Below are 21,378 nucleotides of genomic sequence, written 5' to 3'. Positions count from 1 at the left end.
CCCTTTCGGACCGCTTCCCGGTTTTAGTTAAAAGCTCTCGTGAAAAGCGCCTTCAAGCCTCCATACGTTCGACCTGAATCGGCAGCCCCTGTCGGATACTGGCGCCGCTGACGCCTTCAAGCCAGGTGCCCATCACCTTGCGGGTGGGGTCGGCGAAGCCGAGGTCGTTGATATTGACCCCGGCGCGAACCCATTCCAGGGACTCCATGGCCTCGCCGTCGATGACGTGCTCGCTGCCGCCGAGTTCGGTGTGGCCGTAGCTGTGCTCGATGCCCAGCGCGCCTTTCATCACCCCCTCGCTGACCAGTGCCAGGCCGATCACTTCACCGCCGGGGCTGGAAATACGCACCGTGTCGCCATGGGAAATACCCCTCGCCTTGGCGTCTTCCGTATGCATCAAAACCGGGTTGTAGGGCTTGATCATGCGCAGCCGTTCCAGGCCGATGGCGTAGGAGTTCATGATGTTGGACTTGTAGGAGAACGCCAGCAGCGGCCAGTCGCTTTCGCTGAATACCTCCCGCAGCCCGCGACCGTCGCTGAGCTGCGGCAGGCGCAGACAGGGCGTGCCGATGTACGGCCTGCCGTTCTGGCTGTCGATGGCGGTGCCGACCTGTTCGTTGTAGACGCAAAGCGGCTTGGTCCAGGCATTGCCGAGCTTGTCGTTTTTGACATACACCTCGTCGTGATCCTGGAAGCGGCCGCCTCGAGAGTACAGATAAGCCACCGGGCCGCGCTCGGCTGCGGGAAGCGTGCGCTCGAGTTTCGACAGCAGCGGCTGAACGCCGCCGTGCAGAATGTCGCTTTCGCTGGCCGCGGGCAGCGGCTCGTTCATGAAGGCGATATTGGCGGCGGCGCGTAGGTAGTAGTCCTCCGCTCGGTCGAGCGGGTAAACCTTGCCGTCCGCGCCGGGAATGGCGTTGTCGCCAAACCCCGGCAGGCCAAGGCGCTTGGCAACGGCGATGAAGAAGCTGTCCATGCTCACCGGCTCGCCGTCCTCGGTCTTCTGCTGGCGCGGTTCGACGATCGGCCAGCAGGCGGTGGTCATCTTGCTGAGCACGCCGCTCCAGGCGCCGGTAAACCCCCAGACTTCGTACATCACCGAGTCCGGCACGATGTAGTCCGCGTAGCGGTTGGTCTCGTTGATGAAGCCGTCCACCGCCACATAGAGCCCCAGATGCTTGGGATCCTTGAACTTGTCGATGATCAGCGGCTCGATGCCCGCCTGGCCGTAGAAGGGGTTGGCCATGCAGCCGATCACCGCCTTGATCGGGTAAGGGTAGCCGTCCAGCGCCGAAGCCAGCTGTTCGGTAAGGATCGGCGGCGCCAGCGAACGCCAGGGTGCCTTGGCCGGATAGGGGTTCTCGCCGGCGGCTACCTTGCGCTTGTATTCCGAGGTGTCCTCGTAGGCGAAGCGCGAACGTGAAACGAAAACGCCCTGGGGCTTGCGCATATTCGGGAAGCTTTCCAGATCATAGCGCGGGCCGTCGGACATGCCGTTGAACTTGCCACCCCCGTGGGCGGAGCCGCCCTGGCGGTTCATGTTGCCCGCGAGCAGGTTGAGCATCTGAATACCGTAGGCGGCGTAGAAGCCGTTGGAAGACATCATGCCGCCGTGACAGTCCGCCACCGCGTCGCGTCCGTAGGCAGCGAAGCGTTCGGCGATATGCTTGATCTGACTTGGGGGAATGCCGCAGTGCTCCGCGTATTCCTGCAAGGAGTGCTCGCCGGCGGCGTCCTTGAGCTTGGTCAGGCTGCTCTTGACCTGTACTTCACCCTGGGGCGTCTGAACCGTCCTGTCGACGAACAGGCTGGCCTTGTCCGTGTGGGAGGCCCGAGCCAGCTGGCCTTGAGAGTCGACGACCAGCAGCTCGTCTTCTTCGCTGTCCGCTTCCACCTCACCGAGATCCGAACGGCGCAGGAAATGGCCTCGGCGCGGATGCTCCTCGGTCTCGATCACCAGGTGGGTGGCGTTGGTATGACCCAGTTCACCGGCGGCCTCCGCGGCCTTCTGATCCGGGATGGCCAGGTAATCCGCGGCGTAGGCCTCGTTTTCCAGCAGCCACTGGATCAGGGCCATGGCGAAGGCGCTATCGGTGCCCGGGAGAATGGGGATCCAGCGGCTGCGATCCAGAGAAGCATGAGAGGCGGTGGCGTTGAGGGCCGGATCGACGACGATATAGTCCAGCTTGCCCAAAGAGCGTGCCTCCGCCAGTAGTCGGCCCTGACGCTTGAAGGGATTGCCCGCCTGGCTCGGGGCGGTGCCGATGAACAGGGCGAACTTGGCATTGACGTAGTCCGGCTTGACGTGGGCGTTCTTGTCGAGATCGTTCATCAGGGAGCCGGAGCCCATGCGGAATGCCAGGCCGCAGTAGGAGCCGTGGTGGCCGTAGTTGCGGGTGCCGAAGGCGTTGAAGCCGAAGCGTTTCAAAAGCGCTGACCGACCGTAATCCGTGGCCTCCATCATCAGCAGCTGATTGGCCTTGGGCCCGTACTCCGGGTTGTCCGGATCGATCAATTCGTCGTGATTGTGGATGGCGCGCAGGCCGTCTACCTGACCCTCGCCGAACAGGTCGCCGCCTTCACAGACTTCCTCGATCAATTTTTCGAAGGAAATCTTTTCCCAGCGGTGGCTGCCACGCTCGCCGACCCGCTTCAGGCAGTCGGTGATGCGAAAAGGGCTGGTGATCTGCGCCATCATCGCATTGCCCCGGGCGCAGGCGGTGGAACGCCCGGCCAGGCCCTGCTCCTGATAGCCGCTGACTTGCTTGAGCGCTTCCGCCACCGGGGTCTTCATGGGCAGATGAGGCTCGGAAGAGAGCGGGTGATAGGGGTTGCCGATGACCCGCAGTACCTCGTCGGTATTGTTGTCCACCCGGACCCGCACGCCGCATTGGGTGGTGCAGCCGTAGCAGATGGTGAAGGCGGTGCGCTGATCCGGATTCAGGGTCAGCTCGCCGCTCTTGGCGTCCACGCTGTATTCCGGGGCCAGGGCGTCGCCGTAGATATTATGCCTGGGCGTTTCCCCGGCGCTGCCGGTGACGCCCTTGCCCATCTTGATCAAGGGACCGGAGTAGCCGGCGGCGAAGGTCGCGGCGCCGCCGGCGGCGACGGCGCCCTTGAGGAGACGACGACGTGACTTATCCATGGCTAGGTGCTCCTTGAGATACGTCAGAAGAAGAGGATGTTGACCGGTCGTTCACCGCCTTGGCTTCGTTGCCGCGCCAGGGAATGAACAGGTCGATGATCAGGATGGCGGCGAGCCACAGGCCGAAGGTGCCGAGGATGCCGAGGAAGCCGTAGGAGCCGAAGGCGACGTGGTACTCATGGGCGCCGGCGCTGTTGCGAGCCACGGTCTGGACGTTCATCAGCACTACCCAGCGGAACATCCAGGCCACGTGTATCGCCAGCAGACCCAGTAGCCAGCCCCAGGGCCACAGATTGCGGCGCAGGCGCAGCAGAATGGCCAGGCCGAACAGCAGGATGCCGGAGACGCCGGCCCAGAGGGCGGTGGCGCGCCACTGGGGGCTATGCTTGACGGAGTCCAGCGCAGCGGCCACGGAGCTGTCCACCGCGTTGACTCCGTCCAGGAACCAAGTGAAGGCGACGAAGCCCATGAGGACACAGGCGCCGATCAGCACGCCAAGCATCTGGCGGTTGACCTCCGCGTTACGCGCCTGGCTGATGCGATTGAGCAGCATCACCAGGCCGCAGGCGCCGATCATGCCGGTGGCGGCAAAGGCGAACGGCAGCCAGTAGGTATGCCACAGGGGCCGGGCGCGAACGATGGCTATCTCGGCTCCGGTATAGACGACGATGCCCAAGGACAGCGCCAGGGCGCCGAGACCTACCAGCACCACCAGCGGGCGGGGGATCTGCCAGTCGCCCCAGGAGAGCCAGCCGGCGACCTTGGTGAACCAGCCGTCGTTCTCGCGGCTGCGTTCCTTCAGGGCCGGGCGCCAGCCCATCCAGGCGAAGACGATCACCGCTCCCAAGTAGAGGGGCAGGATAAAGCTGCCCAGGGACATCCAGGACCAGGGCGCCGGATAGCCATAGAAATGCCAGAAACGCAGCGGCTGATGCAGGTCGGCGAGCAGCGCCACCGGCCCCACCAGGGTGGTGCTGACGCAGACCAGCATGGCGATTCGGGCGGTGGGCAACCAGCGCGGCTTGTTGAAGATCAATCCCGGCACCGTCAGCCACAGGCTGGCGTAGGAAAGCGCGATCAGGAAGAAGTACTGCACCGCCCAGGGGTACCAGGCGATGCCGTAACGTGGGACCAGGACCTCAATGGCTTGCAAATTCATAACCGATCTCCTTGCCTTGCTCGTTACGTACATCCCAGATACCCGCCTTGGCATCGTCCGGGCGAGTGGTGAAGCGCTCGTCCATGCCGAGATAGAACACCTGGGGCAGGGTGTTCTTCTCCGGCTTGAGCACCATTAGTTCATCCCTGTGTTCCTTGATCAGTCGGCTGATCTCGCTGTCCGGATCGCGCATGTCGCCGATGATCCGTGCCCCGCCGACGCAGGATTCCACGCAGGCCGGCAGCAGATTGGCCTCCAGGCGATGAGCGCAGAAGGTGCACTTGTCCGCGGTCTGGGTGCGCGAATTGATGAAACGGGCATCGTAGGGACAGGCGTTGACACAGTAGGCGCAGCCGACGCAACGGTCGCTGTCCACCACCACGATGCCGTCTTCCCGCTGAAAGGTCGCCTGCACCGGGCAGACCGGCACGCAGGGCGGGTTCTCGCAATGGTTGCAGAGTCTTGGCAGCATGAAGGTGGCCAGCTCGCCGGTTTCCTCGTGCTCCACCTCGAACTGGGAAACGATGGTGCGAAAGTTGCCTAAAGGCGCGGCGTTTTCGATATGGCAGGAGACGGTGCAGGCCTGGCAGCCGATGCAGCGGCGCAGGTCGATCAGCATTCCGTAGCGCTTCGTCGGATCGCCGCCGCGTCGTGGCGGCTGATCGTTGATGCCGGCGCTGGCCACGCTGGAAAGCGGCACCAAGGCCGCCCCGGCGGTAAGCTTTGCCAGCTGGCCGAGAAGAGAACGTCGAATGGGGTCCATAAGGCCTCCGTGAGTCGGATGCCGCGGTTCGCGGGCTGCACCGATAGCGCGGTTTTATTAATAGTTGATAGCTATTAGTAGTGGCTACCAATCTAATCCCATGCCGCGCAACAGGTCTTGATCCGGATCAAGAAGGGCGAATAAAGTGAGGAAAGTAATAGGTTTTGGGCTAACTTAAATAACCCGGTACGCGTAAACGATAATCAGCCCCGATATTGAGCTATTAGAGGGTCGTTCGAAATGATCCTTCCAACGCTATAGCCAACGGCTCGCCAGACACCGCCGGCCTTTCGGGGCCATCGCCTGGCAATCCGCCGGCAGCGCAAGCCGTACGGCGTTCAACACTCGGCGACATTGATGGGAATATTTGCCAGGCCTGCTTCAGAGGTCTCCTTGTACTTGCTATTCATGTCTTGCGCGGTTTCCCACATGCTCTTGATGACATCATCCAACGAAATGCGTGCGCCGCTTGAATCTTCCTCCAGTGCAATATTGGCTGCGGTAATGGCCTTTATGGCACCCATGGTATTACGCTCGATGCATGGGATTTGCACCAGGCCGCGAATAGGATCACAGGTCATCCCCAGATGATGCTCCATCGCTATTTCCGCTGCCTGCGTGACCTGTTCCTTCGTGCCGCCCAGAATTTCTGCCAGCGCTCCCGCCGCCATTGAGCTGGAAACACCGATCTCCGCCTGGCATCCCCCCATGGCGGCGGATATGGTCGCGCCCTTCTTGTAGAGCGTGCCTATCTCCCCTGCGGTCAGGATAAAGTCCACGACCTTGTCTTCATCAAAATCCGGCGTGAAGCAGTAGGCGTACATCATTACCGCCGGGATCACGCCTGAGGCTCCATTGGTCGGAGCGGTGATGATTCTTCCGAATGAGGCATTTTCTTCATTCACCGCCAGCGCAAAAGCGCTTACCCATTTATTGACGGTGTTGAAATCCCTTGGTCCTTCCTTGATGGCGCTCATCCAATCTTCCGTTTGAGTGAATGTTTTTCCTGCAAGCAGTCGTTGGCTCAATTCCGCCGCTCGTCGCCTGACGCCTATTCCGCCGGGAAGCGTTCCCGTCTTGTTGACTCCTCTGAAGATACAGCTCTTTATTTCGTCCCAGATATAAAGTGCCTGCGCCCTGATATCTTCCGGTTTCCTCCATGCCTGTTCATTCAGGAATACCAGCTCGGAAACCCTCATGTTCAACTTGCTGCAGTTTTCAAGTATTTTTGCCGCGGAATGGCAGGGATAGGGCGTTTTTATCGCATTGTTGTTGATTTCTTCATCATTCTCGCATACCACGAATCCTCCCCCGATAGAGAAATACTCTGCTTCCAGTGATTCGCCATTGGATAATTTCGCCGAGAACCGCATGCCGTTGGGATGGAAGTCCAGGGAATGATCGAAATCGAATACAATATGTTTATGGTATTCAAACGGAATATCTTTTTCTCTATTCAACTTCAGCGTGTTTGAGCGCTTTATGGTTTCGATCCTTTGAGGAATCGTATCGGTATCGATTTGAGTATAATCTTCCCCCGATAGCCCCATGATTACCGCGATATCAGTTCCATGGCCTACGCCGGTCTTTGCCAGTGAGCCAAACAGATAGGTAGTGATTTCATCGACTTTCTGTATGTCAGTCCTGGATTTTATAAATTTGATAAAGCGCTCGGCGGCGCACCAGGGCCCCATGGTGTGAGAGCTTGAGGGGCCAATCCCGACTTTTATTATTTCAAATGCGCTGACGGATTTTATCGGTGATAACGGTTCCATTGGTAAAAACTCTCTTCAATAAAATTAAACGCTGGGCTTATCGGGGGGATTTATGCAGATATCCCATGAGCATGGTTACAAACTTTAATTTTTACCGAGCAACTTGTCGTCCAGGAGTAGCTGCTATCTGCTAGGCAAGTTTATTCAAATGATAGGACTTCTCGTCGTTTTGCGCCAACCGGTTGAACAGAAAAAATAGGTCCGTATCATCAAGGTTTTCACATCAACGTGATAGGAGTCCGCGATTTTTAAATATCAATGATGCTGTCATTGACTAATTTAGCCGTCTTGATAACGCGCCATGAAGCGTCGATCGATATAATCTTTCCAGCGCCACACCCAGCGGCCTGCCAGGTACCATCGGCCTTTCGAAGCTACCGCATAACGATCGCCGGTGCTGATCAGTGACAGCCAATGACGCTGGGGATGATAGGGGGTGAGGTCGTTGCCGGTGAGCGCCGCCAGCAGGTTGCGGGCCAGCGGCGGCCCCTGGTGCACGGCGATGACGCCAGCCTTCTCCCGCGGATGATCGACCAGACTGGCGATATCCCCCGCGGCGAGGATACGTGGGTCGCTGACGCTCTGCAGGGTCGGGCCGACCTGGATAAAACCGGCACTGTCCAAGGCCAGGCCGGTTTCCATCAGCCAGGGCGCGCCCTGGGCGCCGGTGACCCAGAGGGTTTCGTCCGCCGGGTGGCGCCTGCCGTTGCCGTCTTCCAGCCAACCATTAGCTACCTTTCGAATCTCGCAACCGGTATGCAGTTCGATGTTTCGCTTGGCCAGCAGGCGGCGGAATTGGCGCCGTACCAAGGCGTTATGGGTCGGCAGGATATCCGTGCTACGAGTAAACAGCGAAAAGCGGGGTGGGGCCTGCAGGCCGGGTCGCTCAAGCTGATTGAAACGATAGTGCATGGCCAGGATAAGTTCGACCCCCGCGGCGCCGCCGCCGACGATGGCGATGGACAGCGGCTCTCTTGGCTCCCGCAAATCCTGAATGCGCTCGAGCAGGGCAAGCCAGCGCTCGCGAAAGCGCGGTATCGGCTTGACCGCCACCGCGTTGTCGCTATCGCCGGGAATGGCCTGCGGCGTCGAGCCGATATCCAGAGACAAAAAATCGTAAGCCACTGGGGAATGTCGCTGACAACGCACCCGGCGCTCCGTCCGGTTCAGGCCGATTGCCGCGTCTTGGATAAAGGTCGCCCCGGCGCGCTCGCAAAGCCGCGCCAGGTCGATATGCATGTCCGAGAAGCGGTAATGGCCGGCAACAAAGCCCGGCAGCATGCCGGAGTAAGGCGTGTAACGCTCCCGGCTGATCAGTATCAGCTGCGTGCGCGGCGGCGGATGAAGACCCAGTCGTCGAATGACCTCGACATGACTATGACCGCCACCGATCAGCACGAGCGAACGATCAGCGTTCGACATCTGTCGATATGTAGGGAAAGTGAGTGTGCAAGATCGATAAGTCTAGGGTGGAGTTATCGCATCGTCCTCTTGGGAAGCATCGACGTCTTCCATGGAGTGTTTTAGCGCCTTGAGTTCGACGACGCTGAACTGTTCGATCTTGCCGGCCAAGAGGTCACTCAGCCGTTGGGGAGGGATGCCCGCGCGTTGGGCAATCTTGCGGTTGGGGAGATCTGAAATCGCGATCTGTCTCGTGACCACGCGCATCAGGCGCGTGCGTTTTTCCAGTTCTCGAACGTTCAGGTCGGGTGCCGTGGGAATTGACTCTAGGGCGTCCCAACCGGTCGTTAATCGTGCCGTGCTCATGAGGCTCCGTAGGTTTGGCTGACGATAGGGTCAGCATGCAAGGTTTTTCCAGGAGTTTCCACTGAATAATCCGCGAAATTTGTCTAATAGCGTATCCAAATATTGCGAGATACTGCCCTCGAGCAATAAAGCGCTTCCTCGTGACTTGGTCTCCCGAGCATCAGCCGCTATGCTGCGCGGTTTTCCAGCGGCTACACTTTCCTTATTTGCTTGGAGCAAGCCATGCAGGCAGCAAACCCGTCACCGCGAGTCGGTGTCATCATGGGATCGACCTCGGACTGGCCGATCATGCAGCACGCGGTCGAAATGCTCGAACGTCTGGGAGTCGATTACGAGACCCAGGTGGTCTCCGCCCATCGTACGCCGGATCTGCTGTTCGAATACGCCAAGAGTGCCGCCGAGCGCGGCCTCCAGGTGATCATCGCCGGAGCCGGCGGCGCCGCCCATCTGCCGGGCATGGTGGCTTCCCAGACCGCGCTTCCGGTACTCGGTGTGCCGGTGGAGTCCAAGGCGCTCAAGGGGCTGGATTCCTTGCTTTCCATCGTGCAGATGCCCGGCGGCGTGGCGGTGGGCACCCTGGCTATCGGCAAGGCAGGGGCCACCAACGCGGGGCTCCTCGCCGCGCAGATTCTGGGCAATCAGGACGCGACCATTCGCCAGGCGGTGGAGGCGTTTCGCCGTGAGCAGACGGACAAGGTGCTGGCGAGTCCAGACCCGCGAAGCGCATGAAGGCGCACAGCCAGCGATGAATCAGCAATCGACAACGCAAGGGGTGACGAGTGAGTAACGCAACGATAGGCGTACTGGGGGCAGGGCAATTGGGGCGCATGCTGGCGCTGGCGGGATACCCGCTGGCCAATCGCTTCGTCTTCCTGGATACCACGGGCCATCCCAGCGCGGGCATCGGTGACGTGATGATTCTCGACTCGAAAGAGGAGGCTCGTCGGCGCCAGCTCGACGACTTTCTCGCCAAGGTGGATCTGGTCACCTTCGAATTCGAGCACCTGCCGTTGTCCTTGGTGCAGGAGATCGAAACGCAAAAGCCGGTCTACCCCAACAGCCGAGCGCTGGGGGTCTGCCAGCATCGCGGCGAGGAAAAGGCCCTGTTCGACCGCCTGAACATTCCTACCCCCGCCTATCGGCTGGTGGATAGCGCCGAGGCTCTCGAAATCGCCGCCCGGGAACTGGGCTGCCCGGTGGTGGCCAAGTCCGTCACCGAGGGCTACGACGGCAAGGGCCAGAGCGTGCTGCGGGGCCCTGCTGAGGCACAAAAAGCTTGGAAAGAGATCGGCCATTCCCAGCTTATCATCGAGGCCTTCGTGGATTTTGTTCGCGAGGTGTCGATCATTGCGGTGCGTGGCCGAAACGGCGAAGTGGTGTTCTATCCGATGGCGGAAAACGTCCACGTGGACGGCATTCTGCGCTATTCCCTGGCGCCCCTGCCGGACTTGAGCGATACGGTTCAGCAGACCGCCGAGGACTATATTCGCGCGCTGCTGGACGAGCTCGATTACGTGGGCGTGCTGGCGCTGGAGTTTTTCCAGACCCGGGACGGCGGACTGCTCGCCAACGAGATGGCGCCCCGGGTGCACAACTCCGGCCACTGGAGCCAGAACGGCGCGGTGACCAGCCAGTTCGAGAATCACCTGCGGGCGATCCAGGGGCTTCCTCTTGGCGATACCCGAGCGCGAATGCCCACCTGCATGGTCAACGTGATCGGCCGGGAGGGGGATCTACAGGCGCTATTGGCGCTGGAGGATGCCCACCTGCATCGCTACGGCAAGAGCGAGCGGGCGGGCCGCAAGCTCGGCCATGTCAACCTGTTGGCGCCCACCCACCAACAGCTGCTGAAACGGATTGACGACTGCGCTGCCTTGCTGCCCGGAGCACCCCAGCCCCGCTTCAGCTTCAAACCTGAACAGTAAGCCGCTACTGAACCTGCCGGCCCGCGTCGGAGAAAAGCTTGCGCAGCCAGCGGTGGGCCGGGGAATGATGGGTGCGATCGTGCCACAGTTGATAGAAACGCATCTGTGGGTAGTCGATGGGAGAGGGCAGGATAGTCAGCCCGAGCTGATCCGCGTAGAAGCGCGCGAAATGCTCGCTGGTGGTGAAGATCAGGTTCGTCTTCTGCAATAGATAGGGGGCGAGGCTGAAGGACTGAACCGCGATCACTTCCCGGCGCTTTTCTCTGAGACTTGCCAGGCGGCTTTCGATCATCCCCCGTTGGCTCAAGGAGTAGCGCATTGGCACGATATGCCCGGCCTCCAGATAGTCTTCCTTGCTTAATCCCTTCTTTGCCAACGGGTTGTCCGAGGACACCAGGCAGACGATGTCGTCGTCCAGCAGCCGCGCCAGGTGCATGCGCTCCGGCGGCTCCGGCCAGTTGCCGATGACGATATCCAGCTCCCCTTGGGCCAGGGCATCCTCGAAGTCGTAGTCCGGCCCCATGACCTGCAGGGAAAGCTGCGCCTGAGGCGCCTCCCGATGAAAGCGGGCCACGGCGATAGCGGTGAATAATGGTGCCATGTAGTCCGGTGCGCCGACCCGAAACTGCTGCTTGCTGGAAGCGGCGTCGAAGCTGGCGGGCTCCTGGGTCAGCTTGTCGATCTCCACCAGGGCGCTGCGGGCGTGGGGCAACAGCTCCAGGGCGCGTTCCGTGGGTACCATGCCGCCCTTTTCACGCACCAGCAGGGCATCGTCGAGAATTTCCCGCAGTTTTTTCAGCGCTGCGCTGATGGCGGGTTGGGATTGATTCATGCGGATCGCCGTGCGCGACACGCTGCGCTCGCTCAGCAGCAGACAGAGCACACGCAGCAGATAGGTATCCAGCGGTTCCTTGAGTCGATTGGCCATGAAGCCCCCTAAGTGAATTTTTTCTTATATATGGTCTTCTTGATGCAGGCTATAAAAGCCTGTCTGTTCTCATTTTTCCTCAGTTCTCTAGACTGCAATTAGCGCGCTTAAACAACAACAAGGCGCCTTGATGATAACAACAGATGATAATGACAATACTCGGAGATAATCCATGACACCTGCTTTCAAGCCGCTGGTCGCGGGAACGGCGCTGGCACTTACCGTTGCTGCTTCCGCAGCTCAGGCCATGACCTGGAGCGATACCGCCATCGGCTATCGCTATGGTACTCAGTTTGCCGAGCCGGGAAACGACAAGGACATCGAAAAGCATGTGTTGAGCCTGACCCATGCCAGCGGCTATGCCTACGGTCAGAATTTCTTCAATCTGGACATGTTGCAGTCCGACAGCAACGATCCCGCCAACAACAGCGACGACGGAGCGCTGGAAGCCTACCTGACCTTTCGCACCCAACTGCATTACGGCAAGGTCTTCGGTAATCCGCTGGCCTTCGGGCCGGTCAAGGATATGGCGCTGACCGGCGGCTTCGACCTCAATACCAAGAATACCGCCTTCGCCCCGCGCAAGCGCCTGCTGTTGCTTGGCCCCACCTTCAAGTTCGATGTGCCCAAGGGCTTCGTCGACCTGAGTCTGCTGTACGCCAAGGAATGGAACCACTGCGGTCTGGATATCTGCGCCCAGCCCGGTTTCACCGACGATATCGATTTTGATCCCTACTACCAGATCAACCTGGTATGGGGTATCCCTTTCGCCCTGGGCGACACCTCGATGAAGTTTCAGGGGTTCTACAGCTATAACGGCGAGAAAGGCGAAGACTATTTCAATGACGACACCGAGCAGGAACAGCTGATGCGCACCTCCGTGATGCTGGATGTGGGCAAGGTGGTCTGGCAGCAGGAAAACAACCTCTGGGCCGGGGTCGGTTACGAATACTGGCGCAACAAGTTCGGCAATCCGGATGAGAAGGATGGTGTGGATACGGATGCGCTGACCTTCAACCTGGAATGGCATTTCTGATACCGAAACGCCGCAGGATGCTCAAAACTTATCAGGCCCCGCCATCGCGGGGCCTGATTTTTCAAGACTATTCTTTCTGTTCGCCCACCGTATCCGCGGCGTAGGCGCCACGTTCACCCAAGGGCCGTTGCGTTCCCGTCGTGGTGTCGTGTTTCGTCTGGCGTTCCATTTCGCTGTTGAGCTCCGCTCCTAGCAGGATGATGAATCCGGAAAGCCAGAACCACATCAGCAGGATCACCACCGCCCCCAAGGCGCCGTAGGTTTCGTTGTAGCTGCCGAAGTTGCGTACATAGATGGAGAATCCGATGGAACCGATGATCCATAATACGATCGCCACGACTGATCCGACGCTGAGCCACTGCCAGCGGGGTTTGTCCCGATCCGGGGCATAGCGGTAGAGAATTGCCAGGGCGATCATCAGCACGATCATCAGGATCGGCCAACGGGCCAGATTGACCACCGTGGAAAGGGTATCGCCAAGCCCAAGGAAGTCGACGACCGCCGGAAGCGCCACCACCGTGGCCAGGGTGACGAGGGTCATCAGAATGGCGCCGAAGGTCAGCACCAGCTTGACCAAGGTCTTCTTGACCAGCCCGCGTGTCTCTTCCTCGTCGTAGATGATATTGAGCCCTTCCATCAGCGCATTGATGCCCTTGGAAGTGCTGTAGATGGCTAGCAGAATACCGCCGATGGCCGCCAGGCTCATGCCGGTGCCCGCCTGGGAACTGGCCTTCTGCGCCTGCTGCTTGATGATGTCCGCCGCCTCCTGGGGAAGCACTTGACTGAAGGAGTTGATCTGCGACATGGCCTGCTGAGGATCGAACAGCAAGGCCCAGATCGACATCAGCGCCACGATGGCGGGCACGAAGGCCAGCAGTCCATAGAAGGCGATCCCCGCCGCGACGATGGAGACGTTGTCGTTGGAGATTTCGTCCTTGACCCGCCATAGAATGTCCATCCACCCGTGCTTGGGAATTTCTCCGGGCCGCTTGGCCTGACGGCCGCGATGCTGGCTGGAAGCGCCTTTTCCTTTCGCCATGAAATGATCCTTTTTATCCGTCGAGTGGAATGAAAGATTCTTCGCTCAACATTTAAAAGTAGTGATCCGTCACGACGGCTGCAATTTGCGCGAAAGGCTTTTTTACGCAATGGGTTAACCAGGTTACCGGTTTCGATAAGCTTTTCAGTTGAAACCGGTTTCAACCGATCCTGGCAAGAAACGGAAACCAGTCCACGAGCCAGCTCGCCAGCCGCGTCAGAGTCCCGCTGACGATGGCGAGGCCCATCAGGATCAAAATGCCGCCAGCGATCGGTCGCGCGTAAGCGCTCCATTTGCCGAGCCGGCGGCTATGCCGACTAAAGCGATTGACCAGTAACGTGCTGACCAGGAAGGGAATCGCCATGCCCAGGGAGTAGGCGCTGAGATAGACCATGCCCGCCTGGGCATTTGCGGCGTTGGAGGTCGCCATCAGAATGGCCCCGAGAATGGGACCGATACAGGGGGTCCAGCCGATGGCGAAGGAGACACCAAACGTCGTCGCCGCCAGGGGCGAACCCCCTTGGAAATTGGGCGTGAACTGCAGGAAGCTGCGCTGGAAAAGGGGCATGCGCAGTACCCCGGTCATGAATAGCCCGAGAAGGATCACCACGCTGCCGGTAATCCAGTTGAGCTCCTGACGATAGCCGCGCAGCAGCTGGCCGATGCTGCTGGCGCCAAGCCCCAGCAGGATAAACACCACGCTGAACCCGAGCACGAAGAACATGCTCAGGATCAGCGCCTCGAGCCGCTTGTCCTGTTTGCCGGCGCTGCCCCCGGTGACCACTGATAGGTAGGCCGGCAGCAGCGGCAGGGTGCAGGGGGAGAAGAAAGAAAGCAGCCCGCCGACAAGCGCCCCCAGCAGGCCGATGGAAGACAGGGTATCCAAGTCGACCTCGAATCAGAGCGTCAGAAACGGTGACGCCTCTCGATCCTTGAAACTCATGATCTCGTAAGGTGCCTGCTGAGGACCGGGCATGCCAGGGGTGCCCTGGGGCATGCCGGCTAGACCGATGCCATCGACATCCGGGCGCTCCTCGAACAGCTTCTCGAGAGCCGCGAAGGGTACATGCCCTTCGATAACGTAGTCGCCGAGCATGACCGTGTGACATGAACCTTGGCCATAAGGAATCCCCGCATCCATCTTGATCTGGCGGAGTTCCTGATCGTCAATAACCTCGACGTCAATCCCCTTGGACTCCAAATGCTCAGCATAACCATCGCAGCATAGGCAGGAGGGGCTTTTGTACAGCGTGGCGGTATCGGGAATCGCGGCCTGTACGCCAGCTGCACCGAGCAGCAATAGACCGGAGGTAAGCAAGGCAGTCATGTTGGTTTTCATGAAAAGGACCCTAATGATTGGATAGCGCTAGTTTAAGTACCTTTTCTGAATCAAGGCTGAATGCTGGTGTCTCGGCGGATCGATTGTTTGTCTAAGCGCCTGCTCATGCCCCTACCAAAACTGTTTATCACGACTCTTTCGCGTTCAGCTAGCGAACCTTGCTTTGGCGTCGGCCTTAGGATCGTCGATGCAGCGCTGTATCTCGACGGTCACGTGCACCAACGACAGGCATTGATCTTGAATGCGCTGCTTGTAAACGCCAGGCGATTCCGGGTCATGAGACACGATCGAAACGATGGCGGCGTGAATATTGGGTCCAATGACCCAGAGATGCAGGTCGCTGATTCGCGCATTGTCATTCTCGATGGAGCGTCTGACGTCTTCCTCCAAGTCGCTGCACTGCTGATCGAGCAGCACGCTAGAGGTATCCTTCAACAGAAGCCATGACCAGCGGGTGATGAGTACCGCGCCGACGATATCCATGGTTGGGTCCATCCAGTTCCAGCCCGCGTACTTTCCAGCCAACAAGGCGCCAATCGCCAGTACTGAGGTCAAGGCATCGGCGAGTACGTGGAAGTAGGCGGCTCGTCGGTTGTGATCATGATGCTCGTGATGATGATGGTCATGGGCATCGTGACCATGATTATGACCATGGCCGTGATTCTCTCCGCCCAGTATCCAGGCCGATACGCCGTTGACGATCAGACCGATGACGGCGACTCCGGAAGAGTTTCATGGTCAATCTATCTATGAGTAGTGATAGTAAGGGTCAGGTGATAACGGATCGACCAGGAATGAGTCCATATTGAACAGGCCGGTTTTTCGGGTATCTACCAAGGATCTACGGAAGTTGATAAACTCCTGTTCGCGGAGAGCGATGGGGCAACAGATCCTAGTTCTCCCAGCCCTCGCTGGGGAGTAGCCGGCTCGCACTGTCATCGCGAGCATACCTGTCAACACGATCGGCCAGAAGCCGTGGCAGGTGTACCTTCGGGTTGGTGAGACCATCGACGGTACGATGCCTCAGGCCGGGCGCGCCGTATCGTCATGGTGTATTGCCCGGCCTGGATACGGCCCCGAATGTCACTGCTTTCCACCACCCTGCTGGCCTTTTCCATGTCTACCGACGCCTTTGCTGCTGCGATTGGCAAAGGTGCCACCCTTGAGCATCCTCGTTTTCGCGAGGCGCTACGCACTGGCTTACTCTTCGGTGTCATCGAAGGGACCACCCCGCTGATCGGCTGGGTGCTAGGCTACGGCGCCTCTCGCTATATCGTGAATTGGGACCACTGGGTGATCTTTGCCATTCTGTTGTTGCTCGGCGGTCGTATGATCCTGGCCGGACTCACCGCATCCGAGCCTGCGGTGACATCCGCGTCGCCTCGCCGACACAACTGGTGGCTGCTCGCCGCTACTGCCGTCGCCACAAGTATCGACGCGCTTGCTGTAGGCATCGGACTGGCGTTCATAGACGACATCAATATTCTGGTCACCGCCTTGGCCATCGGCCTTGCCACCACCCTGATGGCTACCATCGGCGTGATGCTGGGCAAGCGGTTGGGTGCATTGATTGGCCGTCGCGCCGAACTCCTTGGCGGCTTGATACTGATCGGTATCGGCACCTCTATCCTGTTTGATCACCTGGGGATCTGGTAGATCGGCCAAGCTTCCACGGCGAGAACCTGGCCTACGGCCAGTGTAAAGTCTACCTCAGCGCGCTGCTCCCCCCATGCTCGCCCCGCTGATGGCAAAGGCGATGATCGCTGAGCACCTCGATGATATGACAGCTTTCGACCCTGCCGCCCTCGCATTGGGTCACCATACGCTTTAATTCATCGCGTAGCGCTTTGAGCCGCTGCAGGCGAGACTCCACCTCCGCCAGATGGTGCTTGGCGAGGGCATCGACCTCGTCGCAGGGCATCTCCGGGTGATCCGCCATCTTCAGCAGCTCCCGCACCGCCTCTATGGAAAAGCCGAAATCCCGGGCATGGCGGATGAACGTCAGCCGCCGGACAGCCCGCGCGTCATAACGCCGCTGGCCCCCTTCGCTGCGCGTCGCTTTGGGCAACAGCCCGATACGCTCGTAATAGCGTACCGTCTCAGGCTTGCAGCCGGAGTGTCGCGCCAAGTCACCGATACCGATCGAAAGGCTAGTGGTGGTGTGGTGTGTCACATCATCGGACATGGCTTGAACCTATAGTCGCTACAGGGATTAGGATTGATGGCACGATAGATCAATCCCGGGAGCGATGCCATGAGCAACGCAACGTATCAAGACGCCCCAGCCGTGCTAACCCTGCGAGTCGAGGGCATGGACTGCGGCGGCTGCGAGCGCAAGGTTGAGGCGGCGCTGGGCCGGTTGGAGGACGTCGAGGAGGTGTCGGCCAGCGCGGTGACCGGCTCGGTGAAGGTTCATCCCCGCCAAGGAGCTTCCCCCTCTCGTCAGGTGATCGAGCGGACCATCGGCGAGCTGGGCTATGCCGTCAGGAGCGATGAGGATGGAGCCGATACCTCTTCGGCCTCTGCTTCATGGTGGCATACCGCCAAGGGACGTCTGGTATTGGCGAGCGGGGGACTTCTGGTCCTTGCCTTCACTCTCCGGATGATCTGGCCCGCCCTAGGTGATTGGCCCTTCGTGGCGGCCACTCTGGTGGGCCTGGTGCCCATTCTACAAGGGGCCTGGCGGGCGCTGAGGGTACGCAACCCTTTCACCATCGAGATGCTGATGAGCATCGCGGCCCTGGGGGCGCTGGCCATCGGTGCCGCCGCCGAGGCGGCGGTGGTGGTGTTCCTGTTCGCCGTGGGCGAGTTGCTGGAGGGCGTGGCCGCGTCCCGGGCGCGGCGCAGTATCTCGGCCCTGGCGGATCTGACCCCGTCGACGGCGAGATTAATGGAGAATGGCGAGGTTCGCGAGGTGTCGGCGGCCTCGCTGCGGATTGGTCAACGGGTGCTGATACGCCCCGGGGACCGCGTGCCCTGCGATGGCCGCATCCTGGCCGGGGAGTCCGACATCGATGAGTCACCGGTGAACGGTGAGTCCGTGCCGCGATCCCGCGCGCTCGGCGACGAGGTCTTCGCCGGCACGGTGAACCTCGACGCCGCCCTGGAGGTGGAGGTCACTCGTGGCGCCGAGGACAACACCATCGCCCGGGTCATCCGCCTGGTGGAGGAAGCCCAGGCCGCCAAGGCGCCGGTGGCCCGCTTCATCGACCGCTTCGCCTACTACTATATGCCGGCGGTGGTGGGTCTGGCCCTGTTGATGGCGGTGGTGCCGCCGCTGGTTTCGGCGATGCCCTGGTCGGAATCGGTTTACCGTGCCCTGGCCCTGCTGCTGATCGCCTGTCCCTGTGCCCTGGTGATCTCGACACCCGCGGCGATTGCCGCGGGCCTCTCGACCGGCGCACGCCATGGGCTGCTGATCAAGGGTGGCGCCGTGCTCGAGCAGCTGGGCAAGCTGCGCCTGGTGGCGCTGGACAAGACCGGCACGCTTACCGCCGGTACCCCCAAGGTCACCGACGTGGAAAGCTGGACGCGCGGACAGGATGAGAACGACGTCCTGAGGCTTGCCGCAGCCCTGGAACGCGGCTCCAGCCATCCCATCGCCACGGCGATCCTGGCGCGCACCGAGCAGCTTGGGCTCTCATCCATCGAGGTGAGTGAAGGACGCGCTCTGGCCGGACGTGGGGTCGCCGGGCGAGTCGAGGGGCGCGACCTGGCCCTGGTCACGCCTCGCCATCTGCAGGAACTGTCGACGTTGCCCGATGATCGATCGCAGCGCATCGCGACTCTGGAGCAGGCGGGCAAGAGCCTCGCCGTCCTGGTCGAGGGCGAGTGTGCATTGGGCATGATCGCCGTGCGCGACGAGCCTCGCGAAGACGCCCGGGAAGGACTCTTGGCCCTGTCGCGCCTCGGTGTGCGGGCGGTGATGCTCAGCGGCGACAATGCGCGTACCGCCGTGGCCATCGGCGATACACTGGGAATCGAGGCCCATGGCGAGCTGATGCCCGAGGACAAGGCCCGGCGAATTCGCGAGTGGCAAGCAGATGGGCTCGGACCGGTCGGCAAGGTCGGCGATGGTATCAACGATGCGCCGGCACTGGCTCAGGCGGAGGTGGGTATCGCCATGGGCGGGGGTACCGACGTGGCGCTTGAAACCGCGGATGCGGCCCTGCTCAAGAACCGCGTTACTGGCATTGCCGAACTGATCGACCTGTCCCGGGCAACCCTGCGTAACGTCAAGACCAACGTCGCCCTGGCGCTGGGATTGAAGGCGATCTTTCTAGTATCCACGGCGCTGGGCATTACCGGCATGTGGATCGCCGTGATGGCGGATACCGGCGCGACGGTGCTGGTGACCCTGAACGCCATGCGGCTGCTGGGCTATCGCTTTCAAGGTGGAACAATTCCAGCGAACACGGAGCGGATAACTTTGCCGCTGGGCTCCTCTGTCCCGGCGACTGGTGAAGAGGCCAGATAATGACGGGCTTCACGCAGCACCAACCAATGTTCCCGGTAGCGAAACACCTGGGCATCAGCAGGAATGGCTGAGGCGTCTTTTGCCGTGGTGACGATGAGACCGTTCGGGTGACATTGGCTCCAGCCTTCGGCCTCTTCTTCATCGATGGGAAGAAATGGGTGAAAAGCCTGTCGGTCTCTTGGGATGCCGTGGAAACAACCAAGACTGAAAAGGGAACTCGTTCATATCAACTGCCGGCCTCGAGATTGGGTCTCACGACAGAAGGCATTCAGCCTGCGCTCAGGAGAGGAACATATAGTCAATTGCGTCAAGCCAGATCAACGGCATATTGAATGAAACAAAGGTGATATATGATCCAGTATCCTACGATCGATCCTGTGGCCATCTCTCTTGGACCACTGCAGATCCATTGGTATGGCCTCATGTATGTCGTTGGCTTTATCGCCGCCTGGTGGCTAGGGCGAAGGCGTGCCCATCGTGTGGGTTTGAAGCACGATGATATCGGCGATCTGCTCTTTTATGGTGCCTTGGGCGTGGTGATCGGAGGGCGCCTCGGTTATGTGCTCTTCTACGGACTCGAGCAATTGCTGGCCGACCCCTTATGGCTATTTAAGGTATGGGAGGGCGGCATGAGCTTTCATGGGGGGCTAGTAGGGGTATTGATAGCGATAGTGGTCTTCGCCCGCAAGCATCACCTGGCTTTCCTTCAGGTGAGCGACTTCATCGCGCCACTGGTGCCGATCGGTCTCGGTGCCGGCCGTCTCGGCAACTTCATCAATCACGAGTTGCCCGGTCGCGTCAGCGAGCTGCCCTGGGCCATGGCTTTCGCCCACCTAGGGCCGGAGCCACGGCATCCTTCGGCACTCTATGAGTTTGCTCTGGAGGGTGTAGTGTTATTCGTCGTGCTGTGGTGGTTCTCGCGACAGCAGCGCCAGCGTGGCCTGGTCTCCGGCCTATTCCTGCTACTGTACGGGGCCTTCCGCTTTGCGGTGGAATTCGTGCGCCAGCCCGACCCTCAAGTGGGCTTCATCGCTTTCGACTGGTTGACCATGGGGCAGCTGCTGACGCTCCCGATGCTTATCGCCGGTATGGCACTGGTCGTCTGGTCGCGCTATCAGCCTATGGAAGCGACGAAAAGGGTCAATGGGTCAGGCCAGGCGGTTTGACAGGGTCAAGAGGGCAATGATCATCCACGATGATCCGTTCGCGAAGCGAATCGGGCCCGGCATCATCGACATTGCTTTACCCCCTGATGAACGGCTGCTCGGTGTCTTGACCGATGACCGGGATCAATAACAGTTCCAGGGGTTCTTGGCGGGATGTTTTGGTCGACGAACCGGTAGTGATCTTTCTTGGAGCGGTTCCACCAGCCGTGGCTAATCTCCGATCGAATGCCTGGTCAGGATCTTTTCAATACCCTCGATAGAGAGTCGTGAGGCGTCATAGAGTTGATCGATTTCCTTGATCGCCTGCCAAGGTTTCGAGAATTGCTGGATTCGAGCTTCAGCCTTGCGTTCCTCGTATTCACGCCTGTCGATCTCGCCCCGAGCGTAACGCTCCTGCAAAAGCTCAAGTGCGGTTGGACGTTGCCGAGAAACGGCTTTTTTCCGACGTTGGGTCAGGCAGCGTACGAAAAAACGACCAGAGTGATAATGGCGCCCCAGAACAGCATCATCATGAGTCCCCCAAGCAGAATGTGCCCCTAGCCGTGACAGACCGCCCTGTTTCTGGGGCTATTGATCAGCGGGTGCGGTGAAGAAAAAGTGGCAGGGCGGTGGTACAACCAAGCTCAGGTCGACCGAGGAAAAGAAGTATTCTTGGAAAACTGTGCCGAATGCCATGGTAGAAGCGCTCAAGGAAACTTCAATTAGAGAAGGCCTCAAGAAGATGGCTCCTATCCACCTCCGCCGCTGAATGGTTCCGCCCACGCCTGGCACCATTCTTTCGATATGCTGATGCATACCATCAATCAGGGCGGCACCCCCGTCGGGGGCAAATGCCAGCGTTCGAAGACAAGCTTTCCAC

20 protein-coding genes are annotated in these 21,378 nt (G+C 60.0%); 7 read left to right on the top strand and 13 right to left on the bottom strand.

Annotation, left to right across the window (positions count from 1 at the left end; translation table 11 throughout):
- Window positions 1–52: 52 nt before the first annotated feature.
- The 6 genes from FGL86_RS00425 to FGL86_RS00400 all read right to left on the bottom strand — a co-directional run bounded on the left by FGL86_RS00425 (window position 53) and on the right by FGL86_RS00400 (window position 8,609).
- Entirely contained in the window at window positions 53–3,145 is a 3,093-nt protein-coding gene (locus FGL86_RS00425) for a molybdopterin dinucleotide binding domain-containing protein (protein WP_147182749.1), read from the bottom strand.
- Window positions 3,138–4,304, bottom strand: coding sequence for an NrfD/PsrC family molybdoenzyme membrane anchor subunit (gene nrfD, locus FGL86_RS00420; RefSeq protein WP_147182748.1), 1,167 nt, complete (start codon window positions 4,302–4,304; stop codon window positions 3,138–3,140). The genes FGL86_RS00425 and nrfD overlap by 8 nt, the downstream gene beginning before the upstream one ends.
- Window positions 4,285–5,067: a sulfate reduction electron transfer complex DsrMKJOP subunit DsrO gene (dsrO, locus tag FGL86_RS00415; RefSeq protein ID WP_147182747.1), complete on the bottom strand. Its 783-nt coding sequence runs from the start codon at window positions 5,065–5,067 to the stop codon at window positions 4,285–4,287. Before dsrO ends, nrfD begins: the two co-directional genes overlap by 20 nt.
- Window positions 5,068–5,405: 338 nt before the next feature.
- Window positions 5,406–6,842 (bottom strand): L-serine ammonia-lyase, encoded by a 1,437-nt coding sequence (locus FGL86_RS00410; protein ID WP_222433776.1) that lies wholly within the window; start codon window positions 6,840–6,842, stop codon window positions 5,406–5,408.
- 279 nt (window positions 6,843–7,121) lie between these two features.
- Window positions 7,122–8,264 carry an FAD-dependent oxidoreductase gene (locus FGL86_RS00405; protein WP_147182746.1) on the bottom strand — a complete coding sequence of 381 codons (1,143 nt, stop codon included), beginning with the start codon at window positions 8,262–8,264 and terminating at the stop codon, window positions 7,122–7,124.
- Between the two features lie 42 nt (window positions 8,265–8,306).
- Window positions 8,307–8,609: an XRE family transcriptional regulator gene (locus FGL86_RS00400; protein ID WP_147182745.1), complete on the bottom strand. Its 303-nt coding sequence runs from the start codon at window positions 8,607–8,609 to the stop codon at window positions 8,307–8,309.
- 222 nt (window positions 8,610–8,831) lie between these two features.
- Between FGL86_RS00400 and purE the strand changes: the two genes are divergently transcribed.
- Both purE and FGL86_RS00390 read left to right on the top strand, forming a co-directional pair.
- A complete protein-coding gene (purE, locus tag FGL86_RS00395) occupies window positions 8,832–9,338 on the top strand; it encodes a 5-(carboxyamino)imidazole ribonucleotide mutase (RefSeq protein ID WP_147182744.1) in 507 nt (168 codons plus the stop codon).
- Window positions 9,339–9,436: 98 nt separating this feature from the next.
- Window positions 9,437–10,534 carry a 5-(carboxyamino)imidazole ribonucleotide synthase gene (locus FGL86_RS00390; protein ID WP_147186026.1) on the top strand — a complete coding sequence of 366 codons (1,098 nt, stop codon included), beginning with the start codon at window positions 9,437–9,439 and terminating at the stop codon, window positions 10,532–10,534.
- Window positions 10,535–10,538: 4 nt separating this feature from the next.
- Here the strand turns inward: FGL86_RS00390 and FGL86_RS00385 are convergent, their stop codons facing one another.
- Window positions 10,539–11,462, bottom strand: a complete 924-nt coding sequence (locus FGL86_RS00385; RefSeq protein ID WP_147182743.1) for a LysR family transcriptional regulator — start codon at window positions 11,460–11,462, stop codon at window positions 10,539–10,541.
- A gap of 172 nt (window positions 11,463–11,634) precedes the next feature.
- Here FGL86_RS00385 and FGL86_RS00380 point away from each other — a divergent pair, with 172 nt between their 5' ends.
- Window positions 11,635–12,498 carry a hypothetical protein gene (locus tag FGL86_RS00380; protein ID WP_147182742.1) on the top strand — a complete coding sequence of 288 codons (864 nt, stop codon included), beginning with the start codon at window positions 11,635–11,637 and terminating at the stop codon, window positions 12,496–12,498.
- A gap of 67 nt (window positions 12,499–12,565) precedes the next feature.
- Here FGL86_RS00380 and FGL86_RS00375 read toward each other — a convergent pair whose 3' ends face one another.
- The 4 genes from FGL86_RS00375 to FGL86_RS00360 all read right to left on the bottom strand — a co-directional run bounded on the left by FGL86_RS00375 (window position 12,566) and on the right by FGL86_RS00360 (window position 15,551).
- The gene (locus tag FGL86_RS00375) at window positions 12,566–13,537 is read right to left on the bottom strand and encodes a YihY/virulence factor BrkB family protein (protein ID WP_147182741.1); all 972 of its coding nucleotides are present in this window, start codon (window positions 13,535–13,537) and stop codon (window positions 12,566–12,568) included.
- A 160-nt stretch (window positions 13,538–13,697) separates the two neighbouring features.
- Entirely contained in the window at window positions 13,698–14,423 is a 726-nt protein-coding gene (locus FGL86_RS00370) for a cytochrome c biogenesis CcdA family protein (RefSeq protein ID WP_147182740.1), read from the bottom strand.
- Between the two features lie 12 nt (window positions 14,424–14,435).
- Window positions 14,436–14,864, bottom strand: a complete 429-nt coding sequence (locus FGL86_RS00365; RefSeq protein WP_246131694.1) for a DUF411 domain-containing protein — start codon at window positions 14,862–14,864, stop codon at window positions 14,436–14,438.
- Between the two features lie 156 nt (window positions 14,865–15,020).
- Complete coding sequence (locus FGL86_RS00360) at window positions 15,021–15,551, bottom strand: cation efflux transmembrane domain-containing protein (RefSeq protein ID WP_246131821.1); 531 nt, start codon at window positions 15,549–15,551, stop codon at window positions 15,021–15,023.
- A 405-nt stretch (window positions 15,552–15,956) separates the two neighbouring features.
- Between FGL86_RS00360 and mntP the strand changes: the two genes are divergently transcribed.
- Window positions 15,957–16,532 carry a manganese efflux pump MntP gene (gene mntP, locus FGL86_RS00355; RefSeq protein WP_147182738.1) on the top strand — a complete coding sequence of 192 codons (576 nt, stop codon included), beginning with the start codon at window positions 15,957–15,959 and terminating at the stop codon, window positions 16,530–16,532.
- A 49-nt stretch (window positions 16,533–16,581) separates the two neighbouring features.
- On the opposite strand, the gene FGL86_RS00350 is transcribed toward mntP, so the two are convergent.
- Window positions 16,582–17,061 (bottom strand): MerR family transcriptional regulator, encoded by a 480-nt coding sequence (locus tag FGL86_RS00350; RefSeq protein WP_147182737.1) that lies wholly within the window; start codon window positions 17,059–17,061, stop codon window positions 16,582–16,584.
- A gap of 69 nt (window positions 17,062–17,130) precedes the next feature.
- On the opposite strand from FGL86_RS00350, the gene FGL86_RS00345 reads away from it, so the two are divergent.
- Together FGL86_RS00345 and lgt are read left to right on the top strand one after the other, a co-directional pair.
- Window positions 17,131–19,353, top strand: a complete 2,223-nt coding sequence (locus FGL86_RS00345; RefSeq protein WP_147182736.1) for a heavy metal translocating P-type ATPase — start codon at window positions 17,131–17,133, stop codon at window positions 19,351–19,353.
- Between the two features lie 350 nt (window positions 19,354–19,703).
- Window positions 19,704–20,519, top strand: a complete 816-nt coding sequence (gene lgt / locus FGL86_RS00340) for a prolipoprotein diacylglyceryl transferase (RefSeq protein WP_147182735.1) — start codon at window positions 19,704–19,706, stop codon at window positions 20,517–20,519.
- 210 nt (window positions 20,520–20,729) lie between these two features.
- On the opposite strand, the gene FGL86_RS18330 is transcribed toward lgt, so the two are convergent.
- Complete coding sequence (locus FGL86_RS18330) at window positions 20,730–20,918, bottom strand: SHOCT domain-containing protein (protein WP_222433775.1); 189 nt, start codon at window positions 20,916–20,918, stop codon at window positions 20,730–20,732.
- A 198-nt stretch (window positions 20,919–21,116) separates the two neighbouring features.
- On the opposite strand from FGL86_RS18330, the gene FGL86_RS18325 reads away from it, so the two are divergent.
- Entirely contained in the window at window positions 21,117–21,224 is a 108-nt protein-coding gene (locus tag FGL86_RS18325) for a c-type cytochrome (RefSeq protein WP_425468304.1), read from the top strand.
- Window positions 21,225–21,378: the final 154 nt, after the last annotated feature.

The organism is Pistricoccus aurantiacus (assembly GCF_007954585.1).
Classification (GTDB): domain Bacteria; phylum Pseudomonadota; class Gammaproteobacteria; order Pseudomonadales; family Halomonadaceae; genus Pistricoccus; species Pistricoccus aurantiacus.
Note: the sequence above shows the minus strand (reverse complement) of the source record. Positions and strands in the feature narration are given on the sequence as shown.

Coding starts and splice junctions, on each gene's coding strand:
- nrfD (WP_147182748.1), bottom strand. CDS start 4,304: ATGAATTTGCAAGCCATTGAGGTCCTGGTCCCACGTTACGGCATCGCC.
- lgt (WP_147182735.1), top strand. CDS start 19,704: ATGATCCAGTATCCTACGATCGATCCTGTGGCCATCTCTCTTGGACCA.
- FGL86_RS00375 (WP_147182741.1), bottom strand. CDS start 13,537: ATGGCGAAAGGAAAAGGCGCTTCCAGCCAGCATCGCGGCCGTCAGGCC.
- FGL86_RS00380 (WP_147182742.1), top strand. CDS start 11,635: ATGACACCTGCTTTCAAGCCGCTGGTCGCGGGAACGGCGCTGGCACTT.
- dsrO (WP_147182747.1), bottom strand. CDS start 5,067: ATGGACCCCATTCGACGTTCTCTTCTCGGCCAGCTGGCAAAGCTTACC.
- FGL86_RS00345 (WP_147182736.1), top strand. CDS start 17,131: ATGAGCAACGCAACGTATCAAGACGCCCCAGCCGTGCTAACCCTGCGA.
- FGL86_RS00365 (WP_246131694.1), bottom strand. CDS start 14,864: ATGACTGCCTTGCTTACCTCCGGTCTATTGCTGCTCGGTGCAGCTGGC.
- FGL86_RS00390 (WP_147186026.1), top strand. CDS start 9,437: ATGCTGGCGCTGGCGGGATACCCGCTGGCCAATCGCTTCGTCTTCCTG.
- FGL86_RS00405 (WP_147182746.1), bottom strand. CDS start 8,264: ATGTCGAACGCTGATCGTTCGCTCGTGCTGATCGGTGGCGGTCATAGT.
- FGL86_RS00400 (WP_147182745.1), bottom strand. CDS start 8,609: ATGAGCACGGCACGATTAACGACCGGTTGGGACGCCCTAGAGTCAATT.
- FGL86_RS00425 (WP_147182749.1), bottom strand. CDS start 3,145: ATGGATAAGTCACGTCGTCGTCTCCTCAAGGGCGCCGTCGCCGCCGGC.
- FGL86_RS00350 (WP_147182737.1), bottom strand. CDS start 17,061: ATGTCCGATGATGTGACACACCACACCACCACTAGCCTTTCGATCGGT.
- purE (WP_147182744.1), top strand. CDS start 8,832: ATGCAGGCAGCAAACCCGTCACCGCGAGTCGGTGTCATCATGGGATCG.
- FGL86_RS00410 (WP_222433776.1), bottom strand. CDS start 6,842: ATGGAACCGTTATCACCGATAAAATCCGTCAGCGCATTTGAAATAATA.
- FGL86_RS00385 (WP_147182743.1), bottom strand. CDS start 11,462: ATGGCCAATCGACTCAAGGAACCGCTGGATACCTATCTGCTGCGTGTG.
- mntP (WP_147182738.1), top strand. CDS start 15,957: ATGTCACTGCTTTCCACCACCCTGCTGGCCTTTTCCATGTCTACCGAC.